This window comes from Dechloromonas sp. A34 (assembly GCF_026261605.1).
In the GTDB taxonomy this organism is placed as follows: Bacteria; Pseudomonadota; Gammaproteobacteria; order Burkholderiales; family Rhodocyclaceae; genus Azonexus.
Window position 1 is genome coordinate 82676 of record NZ_CP102486.1, and the last position, 16804, is coordinate 99479.

Sequence of the window (16804 nt, forward strand, 5' to 3'; positions counted from 1 at the left end):
TCGGCCTAAGGCTTGTCGCCGCGCAGTTCTCCTGCCAGCGGCGCAGTCTCCGCGCGGCGCTCGGCGACGGCGGCCAGGATGCGGGTGCGATGGACGTCATCGGTTCTCGACCAGACGGTGATTTCATCAAGGGTGCGGAAGCAGCCGAGACACAGGCCGCTGTCCGCATCCATCTTGCAGACATTGATACAGGGTGAGGGGAGCATCTGGTGCCAGCTTTTGAATTCGTGGGTTTAGATAAGCATGAAACGGTGTTGTTGATCGCGCACCATCTCGACGGCTTCGCGGGCTTCATCGCGGCTGATCCGGGCCAGCATGGCCAGATGAAGACGCTTGTCGCGGGCGGTTAGTTCCGGGAAGTTGAGGGTGTGCACGCTGATGTCGTCGGTCAGCTCCTCCTGGACGACGCCCAGGCGGTCGACGGTAATGCTGCACGGCGACAGGCGCAGCGCCTGTTCCGGCGCCTTGAGAAACTCGGCCAGGGAGTCGAGCAGTTGTTTGGGGAGCAGGGAGTCCGCGGTTTCGCGCAGGCGGCTGTCGAGTTCGGCCAGGTGGCGGGTGTGCACCTCGAATTCGCGGCCGGGCGTTGCGCCGTGCAACACGGTCAGGTGAGCCCGCTCGACCGAGACATCGGAACGCAATCCCTCGCGCTCGTGGCGCAGGGTCGTCACGTGGTCGCGGAAGGTGCGCAGCAGGCTGTCCAGGGCCGTGCAGCGCAATTTCTGGCGCATCAGGTCCAAATGGCAGCACGGTTCGATCAGTGTATGGTCGCAAAAATAGAGGATCTTCTGCGGCACATCGTTCTGGATCACGTCGCCGCGCTGGATCATGCCGAATTGCCGCTTCTGCTGGCGGCGGGCGGCGAACATGGCGTAGAAGTGATCGCTCTCCCAGCATTCCGGGCGGGCCAGAAAGTCGCGCACCGCCTGGCTGCGGCCGAGCATCTGCTCGATATCGCCGGCCGTGGCGAACAGGGCGTGGACCAGCGGGTCGCTGACGAAGGCCTGGCGGTTGATATCGATCGGTCCGGGCAGCGCGCTGATCAAGCCATCGCAATAGCCCAGCGCGTACTGGACCGGTGCGGCCAGATGCTTGTCGAAATCGGGCGCCAGCTTGAGGACTGGATCGGCCAGTTCGGCCACCCGGTGCAGCGCCTTGGCCACCGTCGGGTCAAGGGGGGGAGCAGGTTTCAGTAAATCGGCAACAGCAGAAAAAAGGCTCACGCGCTCGCTTTGGCACACAGTGCCCGGCCGGCCTTGGCGCCGTTCGGGCGATTGATGGCGCTGGAAATCCAGTCGCCGACTAGTGCCAGTTTAGCCAGATCGATGCCGGTTTCAATGCCTAATCCATGCAACAGATAAACCACATCCTCGGTCGCCACGTTGCCGGAAGCGCCCAAGGCGTAAGGGCAACCACCCAGGCCGGCGATCGAGCTGTCGAAAACTGCCATCCCGAGTTGCAACGAGGCGTGGATGTTGGCGATCGCCATCCCGTAGGTGTCGTGGTAATGGCCGGCCAACTTGGCGATTGGTACGACGTCGGCGCAGGCCTCGATCATGCGCTGGATCGAGGCCGGATTGCCGACGCCGATGGTGTCGCCGAGCGAAACCTCGTAGCAGCCCATGTCGAACAGCGTCCTGGCAACGCTGGCCGCCTGCTCCGGGGCGATCGCCCCTTCGTAGGGGCAGCCGACGACGCAGGAGACGTAGCCGCGGACCGGGATTTCCAGCGCGCTGGCCGCCGAAACCACGGGTTCGAAGCGCTTCAGGCTCTCGGCAATCGAGCAATTGATGTTCTTGCGCGAAAAAGACTCGGAAGCGGCCCCGAAAATGGCGACTTCGGTGGCGCCGGCCTGCACGGCGGCATCGAAACCCTGCAAATTGGGCGTCAGCACCGGGTAGATCGTCCACGGATGGCGCTTGATGCCCTGCATCACCGCCGTGTTGTCCCCCATCTGCGGCACCCATTTCGGCGACACGAAGGAAGTCGCCTCGATGACGCGCAGCCCGGCCTCGGCCAACCGTTCGATCAGTTCGATCTTGGTAGCGGTCGGCACGACCTGCTTTTCATTCTGCAAGCCGTCGCGCGGGCCGACTTCGACGATTTTTACTTTGGCGGGTAAGGACATGGGCTAGGGCTCGACAGTGAAAATAGATGGATTGGGGGACGGCTAATAAGAAGTGGGAAAGTCAGAGAATGCTTTGATAGTGGGCTGCCAACTTACAGCGATAGTTCATAGAATTTGCTGTCAACGGCCATTACAGGAAAGCTCTCCGGCAAGGACTCGCGGGCAATCTCGCGGAAACCATTCTTCTCGTAGAAGCGGTGCGCTGCCAGGAACTTGGCCGTGGTTCCAAGGAAGACACTGCGCAGCCCTCGTGCGTGACACCAGGCGAGAAGTGTACGGAGTAGTTCCCTGGCCACACCATGCTCTGGCCCGCGGTGCGAACTGGCTACGAACATCTTGCGAAGTGCTGCCTGGTGGTTGCCGATGTCGAGCAGGGCCAGCGTACCGATCACTTGGCCAGCTTCCAAGGCGACCCAGAAGTTCCCATCGCCACGCTGATAGAAGCCAGGAATGTCTTTCAGATCTGGTTGCGCGTCGAGGGTGATTGGGATTTCAAACTCAATCTGCTGAATCGGCAGGATGACGGAAACGACACCCGCAGCGTGTTCGGGGGCGAAGGGCGAGATCTGAACCATGGACTCTATTCTGACGCCTAACGTGAAGCTAACCGGCCGCCGGAGCGCGAAGCGCGGAGGGAAACCAACAGCGTAGCTGTTGGGCGGTCAGCGTTGAGCGAAGGGTTAGGCGTCAACTATCGTCCTCACTGGTAGGTTTGACCTGCATGCTTTAGCCAGCCTGCTTGATGGCGACCGACTGGGTCATGGTGGGTCCAGTGAACAACGCCCCCCTTTATATTCCACTCGTACACGCCATTGAAGGCAACGGAGTCCCCTGATTTCAGCGTCGCGATTCGGGGAGCTAAATCGATGTTGTGCGCAATGAGAATGGTTTGGCCGGAAGAAAGTGCGAGGATGAAGCGTTGATGACGACTTCCGTCATTGTCGTCGGCTAGGAGCTTTGAAACTACACCTTTGCCTTGAACTTGTACGCCACTCTTCTGTTCATTGAATGCCGCCTGGACTGCGTTGGAGGAACTGGAGTACTCGGTGCTCGTTTGTGTTGCTGGTGACGTTGTGAGCTGGCGAAACCCGTTGGTCTTTCCATACCCTACGTAGAAGGCTGCTGCCACAAAGGCGATGAGTAGTATTTTTTTCATTGATTCTTTGTGAGTTATCAGATGCCAGGAAGTAGATCGTTGGTTCTTTGATGCTTAACTAGTAGTAGACGAAAAAGTGCCACCTAATCCGGCAGAGTGTCCAATAACCTGGCTCACTCGACAGCCGGATTGGCTTGTGTCACGGCATTCTTGAGCAGATGTCCGCATATATTTCATCATGCGCCGGTGATAAACCCGACACTACGCTTCGCCCTCGAACTCGACTAGCGCCGCGCCGTCGCCGACCTGTTCGCCGGCCGCATAGCAGAAGGCCTTGACGGTGCCGGTGGCAGGGGCGGTGATGGTGTGTTCCATTTTCATGGCTTCGAGGATCAGCAACGGCGTACCTTTCTCGACCTTCTGGCCAACTTGGGCGAGCAGGGCGACGACCTTGCCGGGCATCGGAGCGGTCAGACCGCCGCCCTGGGCGCCGCCGGCTTCGACCAGGTGTAGCGGGTCGTCGCGGAGCAGCGTGTAGGTGGCGCCATTGAGGAAGATGCTGCGCTTGTCGTCCACCGCCACAACGCTGGCGATCAGCCGGCGGTCGTCGAGTTCGACGGCGAAGCGGTCGCCTTCGAGCTTCTTGCCGCGGGCTAGCGTCGTTTCGCCGTTGATGGTGATCTGCCACTGGTCGCGCTGATAGCGGACCTTGGCCTCGATCAGGCACTCGCCATCGCGGAAGCCGATCATGCGGGCGGCCGAGAGGTTCATCCGCCAGCCGTCGCGGGCATGCCAGGGCGACCACGGGTCGCCGCTGGTCTGGGCGGCCTGTTTCGCGGCGCGTTGCTCCCAGAGCAGTTCGCCGACCGTGGCGACCAGTTGGGCGTCGCGCGGCACGGCCTGGGCGGCCGGGAAGAGGAAATCCTTCTGGCGTTCGATCAGGCCGGTATCGAGGTCGGCGCCGGCGAAAGCCGGGCAGGCGACCAGTCGCGACAGGAAATCGATATTGGTGGTGACGCCCGCTACCTGATAGTCGGCCAGCGCCTTGCGCATGCGGGCCAGCGCGGCGTCGCGGTGTTCGTCCCAAACGATCAACTTGGCGATCATCGGGTCGTAGAAGGGGGTTATCTCGTCACCTTCCTCGACGCCGGTATCGACCCGGACATTGAGGCTCTCGGCCGGCGGCGAGAGGCGGATCAGCTTGCCGGTCGAGGGCAGGAAGCCCTTGTTGGCATCCTCGGCGTAGATCCGCGCTTCCAACGCGTGGCCGCGAATCTGCAACTGCTCCTGGGCGAGCGGCAGCGGCTGGCCGGCGGCGACGCGCAACTGCCATTCGACGAGGTCCTGGCCGGTGATCATTTCGGTGACCGGGTGTTCGACCTGCAGGCGGGTGTTCATTTCCATGAAATAGAACGAGCCGTCCTGATTGGCGATGAACTCGACCGTGCCGGCGCCGACATAACCGACGGCCTGGGCGGCGGCGACGGCGGCTTCGCCCATCTGGCGGCGGCGCTCAAGCGTCATGCCTGGGGCGGGGGCCTCTTCGAGTACTTTCTGGTGGCGGCGCTGCACCGAGCAGTCGCGCTCGAACAGGTAAACACAGTTGCCGAGGCTGTCGGCGAAGACCTGGATTTCGATGTGGCGCGGCCGGGTGATGTATTTCTCGATCAACACGTGCTCGTTGCCGAAACTCGATGCCGCTTCGCGCTTGCAGGAGGCGAGGGCATCGGGGAAGTCTTCGCTCTTTTCAACGAGGCGCATGCCCTTGCCGCCACCACCGGCGGCCGCCTTGATCAGCACCGGGTAGCCGATCTGATCGGCCTCTTTGTGCAGCAATTCGGGCGTCTGATCGTCGCCGTGGTAACCCGGGGTCAGCGGCACGGCGGCTTTGCCCATCAGTTTCTTGGCTTCGGATTTGGAACCCATGGCGCGGATCGCCGAGGCCGGTGGGCCGATGAAGGCGATGCCGTTGGCGGCCAGCGCATCGGCGAATTCGGCATTCTCGGAGAGGAAGCCGTAGCCGGGATGGACAGCCTGGGCGCCGGTGCGCTTGCAGGCATCGACGATCTTCTCGGCGACCAGGTAGGACTCGCGGGCGGCGGCCGGGCCGAGCAGCACGGCCTCGTCGGCCAGCCGCACGTGGCGGGCGTTGGCATCGGCCTCGGAATAGACGGCGACGGTGCGGATGCCCATGCGGCGGGCGGTCTTGATGACCCGGCAGGCGATTTCGCCGCGGTTGGCGATCAGGATTTTGTTGAACATGGCTTATTCCCCAATCCAGGCGGGTGAACGTTTGTCGAGGAAGGCGGCGATGCCGTCCCGGGCTTCCGGTGTGGCGCGCAGGTGGGCGATGCGGTGGGCGGTGTCTTCGACCAGGGTGTGGTTGATCGGCTGGTTATCGACGGCACGAATCAGTTCCTTGGCCGCGGCCTGGGCCAGCGGGCCGCCCTGGATCAGCGCGTCGACGATTTCCTGGACTTTGGCGTCGAGCTGTTCCGGCTCGACGACTTCATGGACGAGGCCGAGTTCGCGGGCGCGGGCGGCATCGATGCGTTCGGCCGACTGGAAGTAACGGTAGGCCTGGCGGGCGCCGATGGCGCGCAGGACATAGGGGCTGATCGCCGACGGGATGATCCCGAACTTGACTTCGGAGGTGGCAAAGAAGGCCTTGCTCGAGGCGACGGCGATGTCGCAGGCGGCGGTGAGGCCGGTGCCGCCACCCAGGGCGGCGCCCTGGACGCGGGCGATGGTCGGCTTCTTCATCTCGGCCAGCGTGCGCAGCATGCCGGCCAGGGCGCGGGCATCGTTGAGATTGTCGTCGAGGCCGTTGTTGGCGGCGCGCTTCATCCAGTTGAGGTCGGCGCCGGCGGAGAAGCTTTTTCCCCGGCCGGCGAGGATGACGACGCGGACGTCCTGATCCTCGTCGAGGGCGATGCAGGCGGCGGTCAGCTCGGCGATGAGGATTTCGTCGAAGGCATTGTGGAGGTCGGGGTGGTTCATCCAGATCGTGGCGACCGGGCCGCTTAGTTCGATTTGTAGGGCTTGGAAGGGCATTTTGATTTGTCTCCGGTTTTGTTTTTAGTTGGTTGTTGTCGGGGGATTGGCTTGGGGGTTCGAATGAGCTTGGGGTTCCGCCTTGTTGGCGGGCGTACTTTCTTTTGTGTGGCCAAAAGAAAGTAGCCAAAGAAAAGGCCACCCCTGGGTCGGTGCCCGGCAGAGCCGGGTACCCTGCGCTACTCGAAACGCCAGGCGGCTGCGCAACTCGGGGCTACGCCCCTCAAACAGTGCTCGCCGACTGCCCCCGGCATTTCTGCGTTGCTCGGCACCTCTCAAGGGGCCCGGAAGAACGACCCGGGCTGAAACAGATGGAGCGTCGAAATAACGGTGGAAGCGGGATGTTTTTGACTTCAGGTCCCCGTGTGCAGCGCCGAGCAACGGAGCTGCTGGGGGAAAAAGGGCGAGGACTGTTTGAGGCCCGCAGGGCCGAGTTCCGCAGCCCCCGCCAGTAGCGAGTAGCGCAGGGGAGTCGGCGCAGCCGACCGCGTAACCCGGGGTCGCCTTCTTTTTGGCTACTTTTTCTTGGCGAAGCAAGAAAAAGTACGCCCGCCCACAAGGCGGAACCCCAAGCTTGTTCAAGGGAAAGCCCATCATCACATCCGAAAGATGCCGAACTTCGTCTCTTCCGCCGGCGCATTCATCGAAGCCGACAACCCCAATCCCAATACCCGCCGCGTATCCGCCGGATCAATAATCCCGTCATCCCACAGCCGCGCCGAGGCGTAGTAAGGATGCCCCTGCGTCTCATACTGCTCGCGGATCGGTGCCTTGAACGCCGCTTCCTCTTCGGCCGACCAACTCTTGCCCGTCGCTTCCATGCCGTCGCGCTTGACGGTGGCCAGCACGCCAGCCGCCTGCTCACCCCCCATCACCGATATCCGGGCATTCGGCCACATCCACAGGAAGCGTGGCGAGTAGGCCCGGCCGCACATGCCGTAGTTGCCGGCGCCGAAGCTGCCGCCGATAACGACGGTGAATTTCGGCACCTTGGCGGTGGCCACGGCCGTGACCATCTTGGCGCCGTCGCGGGCGATGCCGCCGTTTTCATATTTGCGGCCGACCATGAAGCCGGTGATGTTCTGCAGGAAAACCAGCGGAATGCCGCGCTGGGCGCAGAGTTCGATGAAGTGAGCGCCTTTGAGCGCCGATTCCGAGAACAGAATGCCGTTGTTGGCGACGATACCGACCGGGTAGCCGTAGATGCGGGCAAAGCCGCAGACCAGCGTCGTGCCGTAACGGGCCTTGAATTCGTCGAAGTCGGAATCATCGACGATGCGGGCGATGATTTCGCGGACGTCGAAGGGCTTCTTGCTGTCGGTCGGGATGACGCCGTAAAGCTCGCCGGTCGGGTAGCGCGGCTCGCTGGGAGCGGTCAGGGTGACCGGCGGCGCTTTTTTCCAGTTCAGATCCTTGATGATGCGGCGGGCGATGGCCAGGGCGTGGGCATCGTTCTCCGCAAGATGATCGACGACGCCGGAAATGCGCGTATGGACATCGGCGCCGCCGAGGTCTTCGGCCGAGACGACTTCACCGGTCGCCGCCTTGACCAGCGGCGGGCCGCCGAGAAAGATGGTGCCCTGGTTCTTGACGATGATCGACTCGTCGCACATGGCCGGCACGTAGGCGCCGCCGGCGGTGCAGGAGCCGAGCACGGCGGCGATCTGCGGGATGCCCTGGGCCGAAAGGTTGGCCTGGTTGAAGAAGATGCGGCCGAAGTGTTCTTTGTCCGGGAAAACCTCGTCCTGCATGGGCAGGAAGGCGCCGCCGGAATCGACCAGATAGACGCAGGGCAGACGGTTTTCCAGGGCGATTTCCTGGGCTCGCAGGTGTTTCTTGACGGTCAGCGGGTAGTAGGTGCCGCCCTTCACGGTGGCGTCGTTGGCGACGACCATGCATTCGATGCCATGGACGCGGCCGATGCCGGCGATCACCGAAGCCGCCGGTACATCGCCGCCGTACATGCCATAGGCCGCGAACTGGCCGATTTCGAGGAAGGGCGTACCGGGATCGAGCAGGCCGTTGACCCGCTCGCGGGGGAGCAGCTTGCCGCGGGCCAGATGCTTCTGGCGCGCCGCTTCCGGTCCGCCGAGGGCGATCTTCTCGACTTTTTCGTGGAGGTCGGCGACCACCGACTGCATGGCGGCTGTGTTGGCCTGAAAGTCGGCCGAACGCGGGTTGAGTTGGGTTTTCAGGGTAGTCATGTCTCGTCCTGGTTATTCGTCGTTAGTTATTAGTTGTTAGCGGTTGGGCATGTGGTCTTGCTAGTGACTAATGACTAGCAACTCACAACTGTCTTTCTTCTTTCAGCCACTTGCTGACCGGCTCCGGGCGGTAGGCAGCCATCGCTTCGAGCAGGCGGACCATGTCGTCGTCGGCCAGCGCCATCGCCCGGTTCTGTTCACGCAGGAAGCCTTCGCCGACCGCATGGTCGAACAGCGCCAGCAGCGGGTCGTAGAAGCCATTGACGTTGAGCAGGCCCATCGGTTTTACGTGGAACCCGAGCTGGCCCCAGGTCAGGATTTCGCAGAACTCCTCGAAGGTGCCGAAGCCGCCGGGCAGGGCGATGAAGCCGTCGGCCAGTTCGGCCATCCGCGCCTTGCGGGTATGCATCGAATCGACTACTTCGAGCCGGGTCAGCGCCCGGTGGTCGACGTGGCGGCCAGCGACCTCCTTGCCGAGCAGGGTTTCGGGAATGACCCCGATCACCGTGCCGCCGGCGGCCAGGCAGGCATCGGCGACGGCGCCCATGAGTCCGACGTTGCCGCCGCCATAGACCAGTTCGATGCCGCGCGCCGCGAGCAGGCGGCCGAGGGCTTCGGCCTCGGCGCGGTAGCGCGCATCGTGGCCGGCATTGGAACCGCAAAAGACGCAGATTCTTTTCATGATTTTTCCTTGCCATTCAGACGCAGAATGACGTACTCGGGCGGGCAGTTGAAGCGGACCGGCAGGATGCTGGTGCCGATTCCCGAAGTGACATAGGTCGGTGCCGGCATATCGGGAATCCAGCCGTAGGCATGCTGGCGCGGTGCGCGACCCGGGGTGATCAGCGCGCCATACAGCGGCAGGCGAACCTGGCCGCCGTGCGTATGGCCGGCGAAGGCGACCGCGGTTTGTCGGGGCAGGGCGGGGGCGTTGGCCGGGTCGTGCATCATCACGATCAGGCGGGCATCGGCTGGAATATTGGCGAAGGCCTGCGCAGGCTGGGCGTGTTCGGTCATGTCGTCGCCGATGCCCGCCAGCCACAGTGGGATTCCATTGGCCGACAGCGGGATGGCTGCATTCTCGATGACCGTTATCCCGGCGGCTTCGAGTGCCTTGCGGACTCGGGCGCCGTCGAACCACCAGTCGTGATTGCCCAGCGTGGCATAGACGCCGAGTGGGGCTTGCAGCAAGCGGAGTTCCTCGGCAATGGCTTCCGGGATGACTTGTTCGCCGCCAACGACGCCCTGGATCACGAAGTCGCCGGGAAGCAGGATGAGGTCCGGTTTGGCTGCGTTGATACCGGCGACGACCCGGCGCACGGTCTCCAGCCCCGCATGCGGGGCACCGACATGGAAATCGGAGGCGACCGCGATGGTCAGCGCCGAGCCGCTCCAGTTCGTCGATTCGAGCGCCAATTGCCGCTGCTGCAGCCAGCCCGGTTCGAAGCCGAAGCTCCAGCCGGCCATGAGCAGCAGGACAAGGTAGGCGAGCAGCCGCGATTTCACGTTCAGAAACCGCCGGTGGCCAGCCACTTTTCGATCTGCGGCAGGCGGTCGGCGCCGAAGAAGCCCTCGCCGTCGATGATCACGTAGGGCGAACCGAAGACGCCGACCTGCATTGCCTGGTCGACCTCGTACTTCAGGTGGGCTTTGAGTTCCGGGCTTTGCAGGGCGGTCGCCAGTTGCTCGCGGTCCACGCCCAGGCCGGCGGCGATGTCGAGCACGGTTTCCGGCGACGAAATATCGCGGTCATCGACGTACAGGGCGCGGAATGCGGCATGGGCAAAGCGGCGGGCTAGCGCGCAGTCCTGGCTGTGCAGCCAGTAATAGCTGCGGGCGGCGGCCTGGGTGGCGAGCGGGAACTGGCTCGGGTGCCGGTAGGGGATGCCCATGAAGCGCGCTGAACGCGCAAAGTCGGCCAGCGAATAGGCCGCCTTGGCAGGATTCTGCAAGGTCAGCGGCGCGCTGCCGGTGGCCTTGAAAACGATGCCGAGCAGGATCGGATGCCAGTGCACCTTGCGCTCGTAGCGGGCAGCCAGTTCGTCGATGCGTTCGCTGAGCAGGTAGGCGTAGGGGCTGGAAAAATCGAAATAGAAGTCGATCGGGTCGGCCATGTTTGTCTCCTCGGTGAGGCGGTCGCGGGCTTTGTTGTTTTGTGCCCGTCGACCGCGGTGTGAGTCTTTATTCGCTGGCGATGCTGCGCCCGATCACCAGGCGCTGGATATCGTTGGCGCCTTCGTAGATCTGGCAGATGCGGACATCGCGGTAGATGCGCTCGACCGGGAAGTCGCTGGTGTAGCCGACGCCGCCGTGGATCTGGATGGCGTCCGAGGCGATCTTCTCGGCGGCTTCGGAGGCAAACATCTTGGCCATCGAGGCTTCCTTGAGACAGGGCTTGCCGGCATCCTTGAGCGTCGCAGCGCGCCAGACCATGAGGCGGGCGGCGTCGAGCAGGGTGTTCATGTCGGCCAGGCGGAAATTGACGGCCTGGTGCTCGATGATCGGCTGACCGAAAGTGACACGTTCCTTGGCGTAGCGCACGGCGGCTTCGAAGGCGGCACGGGCCATGCCGATGCTCTGGGCGGCGATGCCGATGCGGCCGGCTTCGAGGTTGGAAAGGGCGATCCGGTAGCCTTCGCCTTCCTTGCCGAGCAGCGCCGAGGCCGGCACGCGGCAGTTTTCGAGGATGATCTGCACGGTGTCGGAGGCATGCTGGCCCATCTTCTCCTCGGTGCGGCCGACGATGAAGCCCGGCGTCGCGGTCGGCACCAGGAAGCAGGAAATGCCCTTCTTGCCGGCCGCCTTGTCGGTGACGGCGAAGACGATAGCCATCTGGGCGTGCTTGCCGGTGGTGATGAATTGCTTGACGCCGTTGAGCACGAAATGGTCGCCGTCGCGGTCGGCGCGGGTGGTGATCGCCGCGGCGTCCGACCCGGTGTGCGGCTCGGTCAGGCAGAAACAGCCGAGCTTCTCGCCGCGGGCCAGCGGCTTCAGCCATTCTTCCTTCTGGTTGTCGGTGCCGTACTTCATGGTGATGCCGCAGGCCAGCGAGTTCTGCACCGAGACGATGGTCGAGGTGGCGCCGTCGCCGGCGGCGATTTCTTCCAGGGTCAGCACCAGGCTCATGTAATCCATGCCGGCGCCGTCCCATTCCTCGGGCACGACCATGCCCAGGGCGCCGAGTTCGCCGAGTTCTTTCAGGGCCTGGGCCGGGAAGGTGTGGTTCTTGTCCCATTCGGCGGCGAAGGGGGCGAGGCGCTCCTGCGCAAAGCTGCGCATGGTGTCGCGGATCATTTCCTGTTCTTGCGTGAGAATCATGTTGTTCTTTCCTTTTGATAACTGGTCAGCCAGACGCCGGCGATGACCAGCAGGCCACCGGCCAGCACGGCGAGGCCGAGGCGTTCATTGAGCAGGACCGCGGCTTGCAGCACGGCGAACACCGGGACCAGATTGACGAAAATCGAGGCGCGGGCGGCGCCCAGGCGTTTGACGCCGTCGGCGAACCAGGTGAAGGCCAGCGCCGTGCCGCCGATGCCGAGAAAAACCACGCTGGCCCAGACCCGCCACGACCAGGCGGCGAGATCGGTGCCGCCCTGGAGCAGCGCGGTGGCGCCGAGCAGCAGGGCGCCGATCAGGCTGGCGTAGAGCGTTGCAGCCAGCGGCGACAGGGTTTTCGTGGCTTGCCGGCCGATGAAGGTGTAAGCCGTCCAGCACAGCGCGCAGCCGAGGATCAGCCATTCGCCGATGCCGACCGCACCATGCAGCAGGGCCAGCGGGTCGCCGTTGCCGATCACCGACAGGCAGCCGAGCAGGGCGATGATCACCCCCGCCGTCTTGCGTGGCGTCATCCTTTCCTGGCCGAGAAACCAGGCGGCGATGGCGACCACCACCGGATTCAGGGCGACGACCAGCGCGCCGCGGCCGGCCGTGATGTGTTTCAGGCCATAGAAGAAGCACAGGGCGTAGACGAAGATCCCCGTCATCGCCAGGCCGGTCACGACGCCCCATTCGCTGCCCGTCTGCGGGCGCGGGATGCGACCTTCAGTGGCCAGCGCGAAGCCGGCCAGGGCCAGTCCGGCGAGCAGGAAACGCAGGGCGGGGGCGGCCAGCGGCGCAGTCAGTTCCTGCGCCACGACGCGGCCCGCGATCCAGGTTCCACCCCACATGAACATGGCGCCGATCAGCTTGAGGTAGGTCGTTGCCCCGGCCCCTTGTGGCACTTAGAGCAGTTCCACCGCCAGGGCCGTGGCTTCGCCGCCGCCGATGCAGAGCGAGGCGACGCCGCGCTTCAGGCCGTACTTCTTCAGGGCGCCGAGCAGGGTGACGACGATGCGGGCGCCGGAAGCGCCGATCGGATGACCCAAGGCACAGGCGCCGCCGTGGATATTGACCTTGGCCGGGTCGAGCTTGAGGTCGTGCAGGGCAGCCATGGTGACCACGGCGAAAGCTTCGTTGATCTCGTACAGATCGACCGATTCGGCGGTCCACCCGGTCTTGGCGAACAGCTTCTGCATGGCACCGACCGGGGCCGACGGGAACAGCGCCGGGACGCCGGCATTGGTGGTGTGGCCGACGATGCGGGCGATCGGCTGGAGACCGAGCTTGGCAGCTTGCGAAGCGCGCATCAGGACCATGGCGGCAGCGCCGTCGGAAATCGAAGAAGAGTTGGCGGCGGTGACCGTGCCATCCTTCTTGAAGGCCGGTTTCAGGGTCGGGATCTTCTCGACATTGACGGCGAACGGGCCTTCGTCCTTGTCGATGACGACATCGCCCTTGCGGCCGGCGACGGTGGTCGGGGCGATTTCCCAGGCGAAGCTGCCGTTGTTGCTGGCTTCAATGGCGCGGGTGGTCGAGCGGACGGCAAATTCGTCCTGGGCTTCGCGGCTGAAGCCGTAGCTACTGGCACACTCTTCGGCGAAGGTGCCCATCAGGCGGCCGCGGTTTTCCTTGGAGTAGGCGTCTTCGAGGCCGTCCATAAACATGTGGTCGATGACCTGGCCGTGGCCGAGGCGATAGCCGCCGCGGGCCTTGGGCAGCAGGTAGGGGGCATTGGTCATCGACTCCATGCCGCCGACCACGGCCGCACCGTAGGAACCAGCGAGGATGCCGTCGTGGCCGAGCATGGTGGCCTTCATCGCCGAGCCGCAGACCTTGTGGATGGTGGCGCAACCGGCGGTGATCGGCAGGCCGGCCTGGAGCGCGGCCTGGCGGGCCGGGGCCTGGCCCTGGCCGGCTTGCAGCACGCAGCCCATCAGCACTTCGTCGATCAGGTCGGCGGTGATGCCGGCGCGCTCGACGGCGGCTTTGATGGCAACGGCGCCGAGATTGGCCGCGGTCAGGCCGGCGAAGCCGCCCTGAAACGTGCCCATGGCGGTGCGGGCAGCGGAAACGATAACGATCGGGTCATTCATGCTGATTTCTCCTGAGTGTTGCGGTAACTAGGCGTCCAACGCTTTCAGTGCGGCGTCGTAACGGGTGGGTAAATCTTCTGGGCAATCGATGGTGATGCCGAGGTCGTGCATCAAGCCGTCCTTGAGGCCGTAAATCCAGCCGTGGATGGTCAGTTTCTGGCCGCGCGCCCAGGCATCGCGGACGACCGGGTTGTGCGAGACATTGACCACCTGTTCGAGCACGTTCAATTCGCACAGGCGGTCGTGGCGCTGTTCGACCGGCAGGTTGTCGACGGCGGCCAGGTGCTTGTTGTGCACATCCTGGACATGGCGCAGCCAGAGATCGACAACACCCACCCGCGCCTTGTTCAGCGCTGCCTGGACACCGCCGCAGCCGTAGTGGCCGACGACCATGATGTGCTTGACCTGCAGGACGTCGACCGCGTACTGAATCACCGACAGGCAGTTGAGGTCGGTATGCACCACGACATTGGCGACGTTGCGATGGACGAAGACCTCGCCCGGCAGCAGGCCGACGATCTGGTTGGCCGGCACCCGCGAATCGGAGCAGCCAATCCACAGGAATTCCGGCGTCTGCAATTTGGCCAGCTTGTCGAAATAGCTCGGGTCGACTTCCTGCATGCGCTGCGCCCAGGCGCGATTGAAGTCGAAGAGGTGGGAGAGGTTTTCGCTGCGGATTTCCTCTTCCGACCAGTTCTCGAGATCGAGGGCGAGGAACATCGTGCCTTCGACCGGCGTCTGGTAATAGTTCGGCGCTTCGGTAAAGCCCAGTTCGCGGTAGAGCTTCACGGCCATCCGCATGTTGGGCAGGGTGTCGATCATCAGCTTGCGGTAGCCGATTTCCTTGGCCGCCTTGATCGCGGCCAGCGCCAGCGTCGCGCCGATGCCCTGGCCGCGCTGCTCGGGATCGACATAGAGGCGCTTCATCTCGCAGACGCCGTCGCTGTCGGACAGCGGGCGCACGCCGACGCAGCCGGCTGGTCGGCCATCGACTTCGGCAAAGAACAGGCGTCCTTCCGGGGTCGAGTAGGCGCCGGGAAGGGAAGCCATTTCCTGATCGAAATGCTGGTAGGACAGGTCAACGCCCAGCCAGGCCGCGTAGGTGCGGAAATACTGGCGAACCTGTTCCAGTGCTTCGGTATCGTCGGTGGTGAGGGTGCGCAGGGTAACGGTCATGCTATTCGGCTCCTTGATGCGGCGCCCCCGTTCCGGAGGCGCCGGCGGGAGCTTGTTAGGTGGTTTCGGCGAAAAGTTCGCGACCAATCAGCATTCTACGGATTTCGGAGGTGCCTGCCCCGATCTCATAGAGCTTGGCGTCGCGCCACAAACGGCCAGTCGGATACTCGTTGGTATAGCCAACACCACCCAGGGTCTGGATCGCCTCACCGGCCATCCAGGTTGCCTTTTCAGCGGAGTAGAGAATGGCGCCGGCGGCATCCTTCCTCAGCGTGCGCGAGTGGTCGCTCGCATCGCAGGCACGGCCGACGGCATAGACGTAGGCGCGGGTCGCCTGCCAGGTCGAATACATGTCGGCAACCTTGCCCTGCATCAGCTGGAATTCGCCGATCGCTTGGCCGAACTGCTTGCGCTCGTGCAGGAAGGGGACGACGACGTCCATGCAGGCGGCCATGATGCCCAACGGGCCGCCGCAGAGCACGGCGCGCTCGTAGTCGAGGCCGGACATCAATACCCTGGTGCCTTGGCCGACGCCACCGAGGACGTTTTCCTCGGGCACTTCGCAATCGTCGAAGAACAGCGGGAAGGTGTTGGAGCCGCGCATGCCCAGCTTGTCGAGGTGGGTGCCGTGCGAGAAGCCCTTCATGTCCTTCTCGACGATGAAGGCGGTCATCCCCTTGGCGCCGGCGGTGGGATCGGTCTTAGCGTAGACGACCAGGGTGTCGGCATCACCGCCGTTGGTGATCCACATCTTGGAACCGTTCAGGACGTAGCGGTCGCCCTTCTTCTCGGCCTTGAGCTTCATCGAGACGACGTCGGAACCGGCATTCGGCTCGGACATCGCCAGCGCCCCGACGTGCTCGCCGGAGATCAGTTTGGGCAGATACTTCTGGCGCTGCGCTTCCGTGCCGTTGCGGCGAATCTGATTGACGCAGAGATTCGAGTGGGCACCGTAGGAGAGGCCGACCGAGGCCGAGGCGCGCGAGATTTCCTCGAGGGCGACGATGTGGGCCAGATAGCCCATGCCAGTGCCGCCGTACTCTTCTCCGGCGGTCATGCCGAGCAGACCCATGTCGCCGAATTTCTTCCAGAGATCGGCCGGAAATTCGTTGACGCGGTCGATTTCCGCGGCGCGCGGCGCGATTTCGGCGTCGGCGAAAACCTTCACCGCATCGCGCAGCATATTGATGTCTTCGCCGAGGCCGAAGTCGAGGCTGGGAATGTTCATGTGGTTTGTCTCCGTTTTAAGTTTATTTTTCCGTCTTGCCGTGCATGACCATGATGGTCTGCTGCATCAGCGCGCACAAGGTTTCCCGGCCGTCTTTCACGGCGAAGACTTCGGCCTGGGTGATGATCAGCGTGCGCCCGGGCCGCACGACCTTGCCGCGGGCGATTAGTTGTTCGCCGTCGGCCGGGGACATCAGATTCATCTTGAATTCGACGGTCAGTACCGAGGCGCTGGCCGGCACCATAGTCATCGCCGCATAGCCGGCCGCCGAGTCGGCAATCATGCCGACCACGCCGCCATGCACGAAGCCGTGCTGCTGCTCGACCCCCGACCAGTGCGGCAGGTGGATTTCCGTCCGGCCATGCTCGATCAGCGGCATGGTTGCCTGGATCAGGGCCATGGCGTTCTGCAGCTCGAAACTGGCACGGACACGTTCGGCGAAATGGTGGTCTGAGATATGGGTCATGGCGTGATTGTATTGACGTTGACGTTAACGTCAACTGCTAG

The 16804-nt window shown here is 63.7% G+C and carries 17 protein-coding genes; all 17 read right to left on the reverse strand.

All coding sequences use genetic code 11. The features are described from left to right. Positions 1 to 5 precede the first annotated feature (5 nt). Entirely contained in the window at positions 6 to 206 is a 201-nt protein-coding gene (locus tag NQE15_RS00390) for a DUF1289 domain-containing protein (RefSeq protein WP_265945539.1), read from the reverse strand. A 27-nt stretch (positions 207 to 233) separates the two neighbouring features. Beyond that, positions 234 to 1223 carry a hypothetical protein gene (locus NQE15_RS00395; protein ID WP_265945541.1) on the reverse strand — a complete coding sequence of 330 codons (990 nt, stop codon included), beginning with the start codon at positions 1221 to 1223 and terminating at the stop codon, positions 234 to 236. Then, positions 1220 to 2128, reverse strand: coding sequence for a hydroxymethylglutaryl-CoA lyase (locus NQE15_RS00400; protein ID WP_265945543.1), 909 nt, complete (start codon positions 2126 to 2128; stop codon positions 1220 to 1222). Before NQE15_RS00400 ends, NQE15_RS00395 begins: the two co-directional genes overlap by 4 nt. A 92-nt stretch (positions 2129 to 2220) precedes the next feature. Next, entirely contained in the window at positions 2221 to 2703 is a 483-nt protein-coding gene (locus tag NQE15_RS00405) for a GNAT family N-acetyltransferase (RefSeq protein ID WP_265945545.1), read from the reverse strand. Between the two features lie 125 nt (positions 2704 to 2828). Continuing rightward, on the reverse strand, positions 2829 to 3284 hold the full coding sequence (locus NQE15_RS00410; RefSeq protein WP_265945547.1) for a DUF3465 domain-containing protein: 456 nt from the start codon (positions 3282 to 3284) through the stop codon (positions 2829 to 2831). Between the two features lie 201 nt (positions 3285 to 3485). Beyond that, complete coding sequence (locus tag NQE15_RS00415; protein WP_265945549.1) at positions 3486 to 5486, reverse strand: acetyl/propionyl/methylcrotonyl-CoA carboxylase subunit alpha; 2001 nt, start codon at positions 5484 to 5486, stop codon at positions 3486 to 3488. A gap of 3 nt (positions 5487 to 5489) precedes the next feature. Continuing rightward, entirely contained in the window at positions 5490 to 6278 is a 789-nt protein-coding gene (locus tag NQE15_RS00420) for an enoyl-CoA hydratase/isomerase family protein (protein ID WP_265945551.1), read from the reverse strand. Positions 6279 to 6874: 596 nt separating this feature from the next. Beyond that, on the reverse strand, positions 6875 to 8482 hold the full coding sequence (locus NQE15_RS00425; RefSeq protein ID WP_265945553.1) for a carboxyl transferase domain-containing protein: 1608 nt from the start codon (positions 8480 to 8482) through the stop codon (positions 6875 to 6877). 82 nt (positions 8483 to 8564) lie between these two features. Next, entirely contained in the window at positions 8565 to 9164 is a 600-nt protein-coding gene (locus tag NQE15_RS00430) for a TIGR00730 family Rossman fold protein (protein WP_265945555.1), read from the reverse strand. Then, complete coding sequence (locus NQE15_RS00435) at positions 9161 to 9988, reverse strand: metallophosphoesterase (protein ID WP_265945557.1); 828 nt, start codon at positions 9986 to 9988, stop codon at positions 9161 to 9163. Before NQE15_RS00435 ends, NQE15_RS00430 begins: the two co-directional genes overlap by 4 nt. Positions 9989 to 9990: 2 nt before the next feature. Next, a complete protein-coding gene (locus NQE15_RS00440) occupies positions 9991 to 10596 on the reverse strand; it encodes a 2-hydroxychromene-2-carboxylate isomerase (RefSeq protein ID WP_265945559.1) in 606 nt (201 codons plus the stop codon). 67 nt (positions 10597 to 10663) lie between these two features. Then, positions 10664 to 11800 carry an acyl-CoA dehydrogenase gene (locus tag NQE15_RS00445; RefSeq protein ID WP_265945562.1) on the reverse strand — a complete coding sequence of 379 codons (1137 nt, stop codon included), beginning with the start codon at positions 11798 to 11800 and terminating at the stop codon, positions 10664 to 10666. Next, complete coding sequence (locus tag NQE15_RS00450) at positions 11797 to 12702, reverse strand: DMT family transporter (RefSeq protein WP_265945564.1); 906 nt, start codon at positions 12700 to 12702, stop codon at positions 11797 to 11799. Before NQE15_RS00450 ends, NQE15_RS00445 begins: the two co-directional genes overlap by 4 nt. Next, positions 12703 to 13893, reverse strand: coding sequence for an acetyl-CoA C-acyltransferase (locus NQE15_RS00455; RefSeq protein ID WP_265945566.1), 1191 nt, complete (start codon positions 13891 to 13893; stop codon positions 12703 to 12705). Between the two features lie 27 nt (positions 13894 to 13920). Continuing rightward, on the reverse strand, positions 13921 to 15069 hold the full coding sequence (gene can / locus NQE15_RS00460) for a carbonate dehydratase (RefSeq protein WP_265945568.1): 1149 nt from the start codon (positions 15067 to 15069) through the stop codon (positions 13921 to 13923). Positions 15070 to 15124: 55 nt separating this feature from the next. Next, on the reverse strand, positions 15125 to 16297 hold the full coding sequence (locus NQE15_RS00465) for an isovaleryl-CoA dehydrogenase (protein ID WP_265945570.1): 1173 nt from the start codon (positions 16295 to 16297) through the stop codon (positions 15125 to 15127). A gap of 22 nt (positions 16298 to 16319) precedes the next feature. Then, positions 16320 to 16763 (reverse strand): PaaI family thioesterase, encoded by a 444-nt coding sequence (locus tag NQE15_RS00470; RefSeq protein ID WP_265945572.1) that lies wholly within the window; start codon positions 16761 to 16763, stop codon positions 16320 to 16322. Positions 16764 to 16804: the final 41 nt, after the last annotated feature.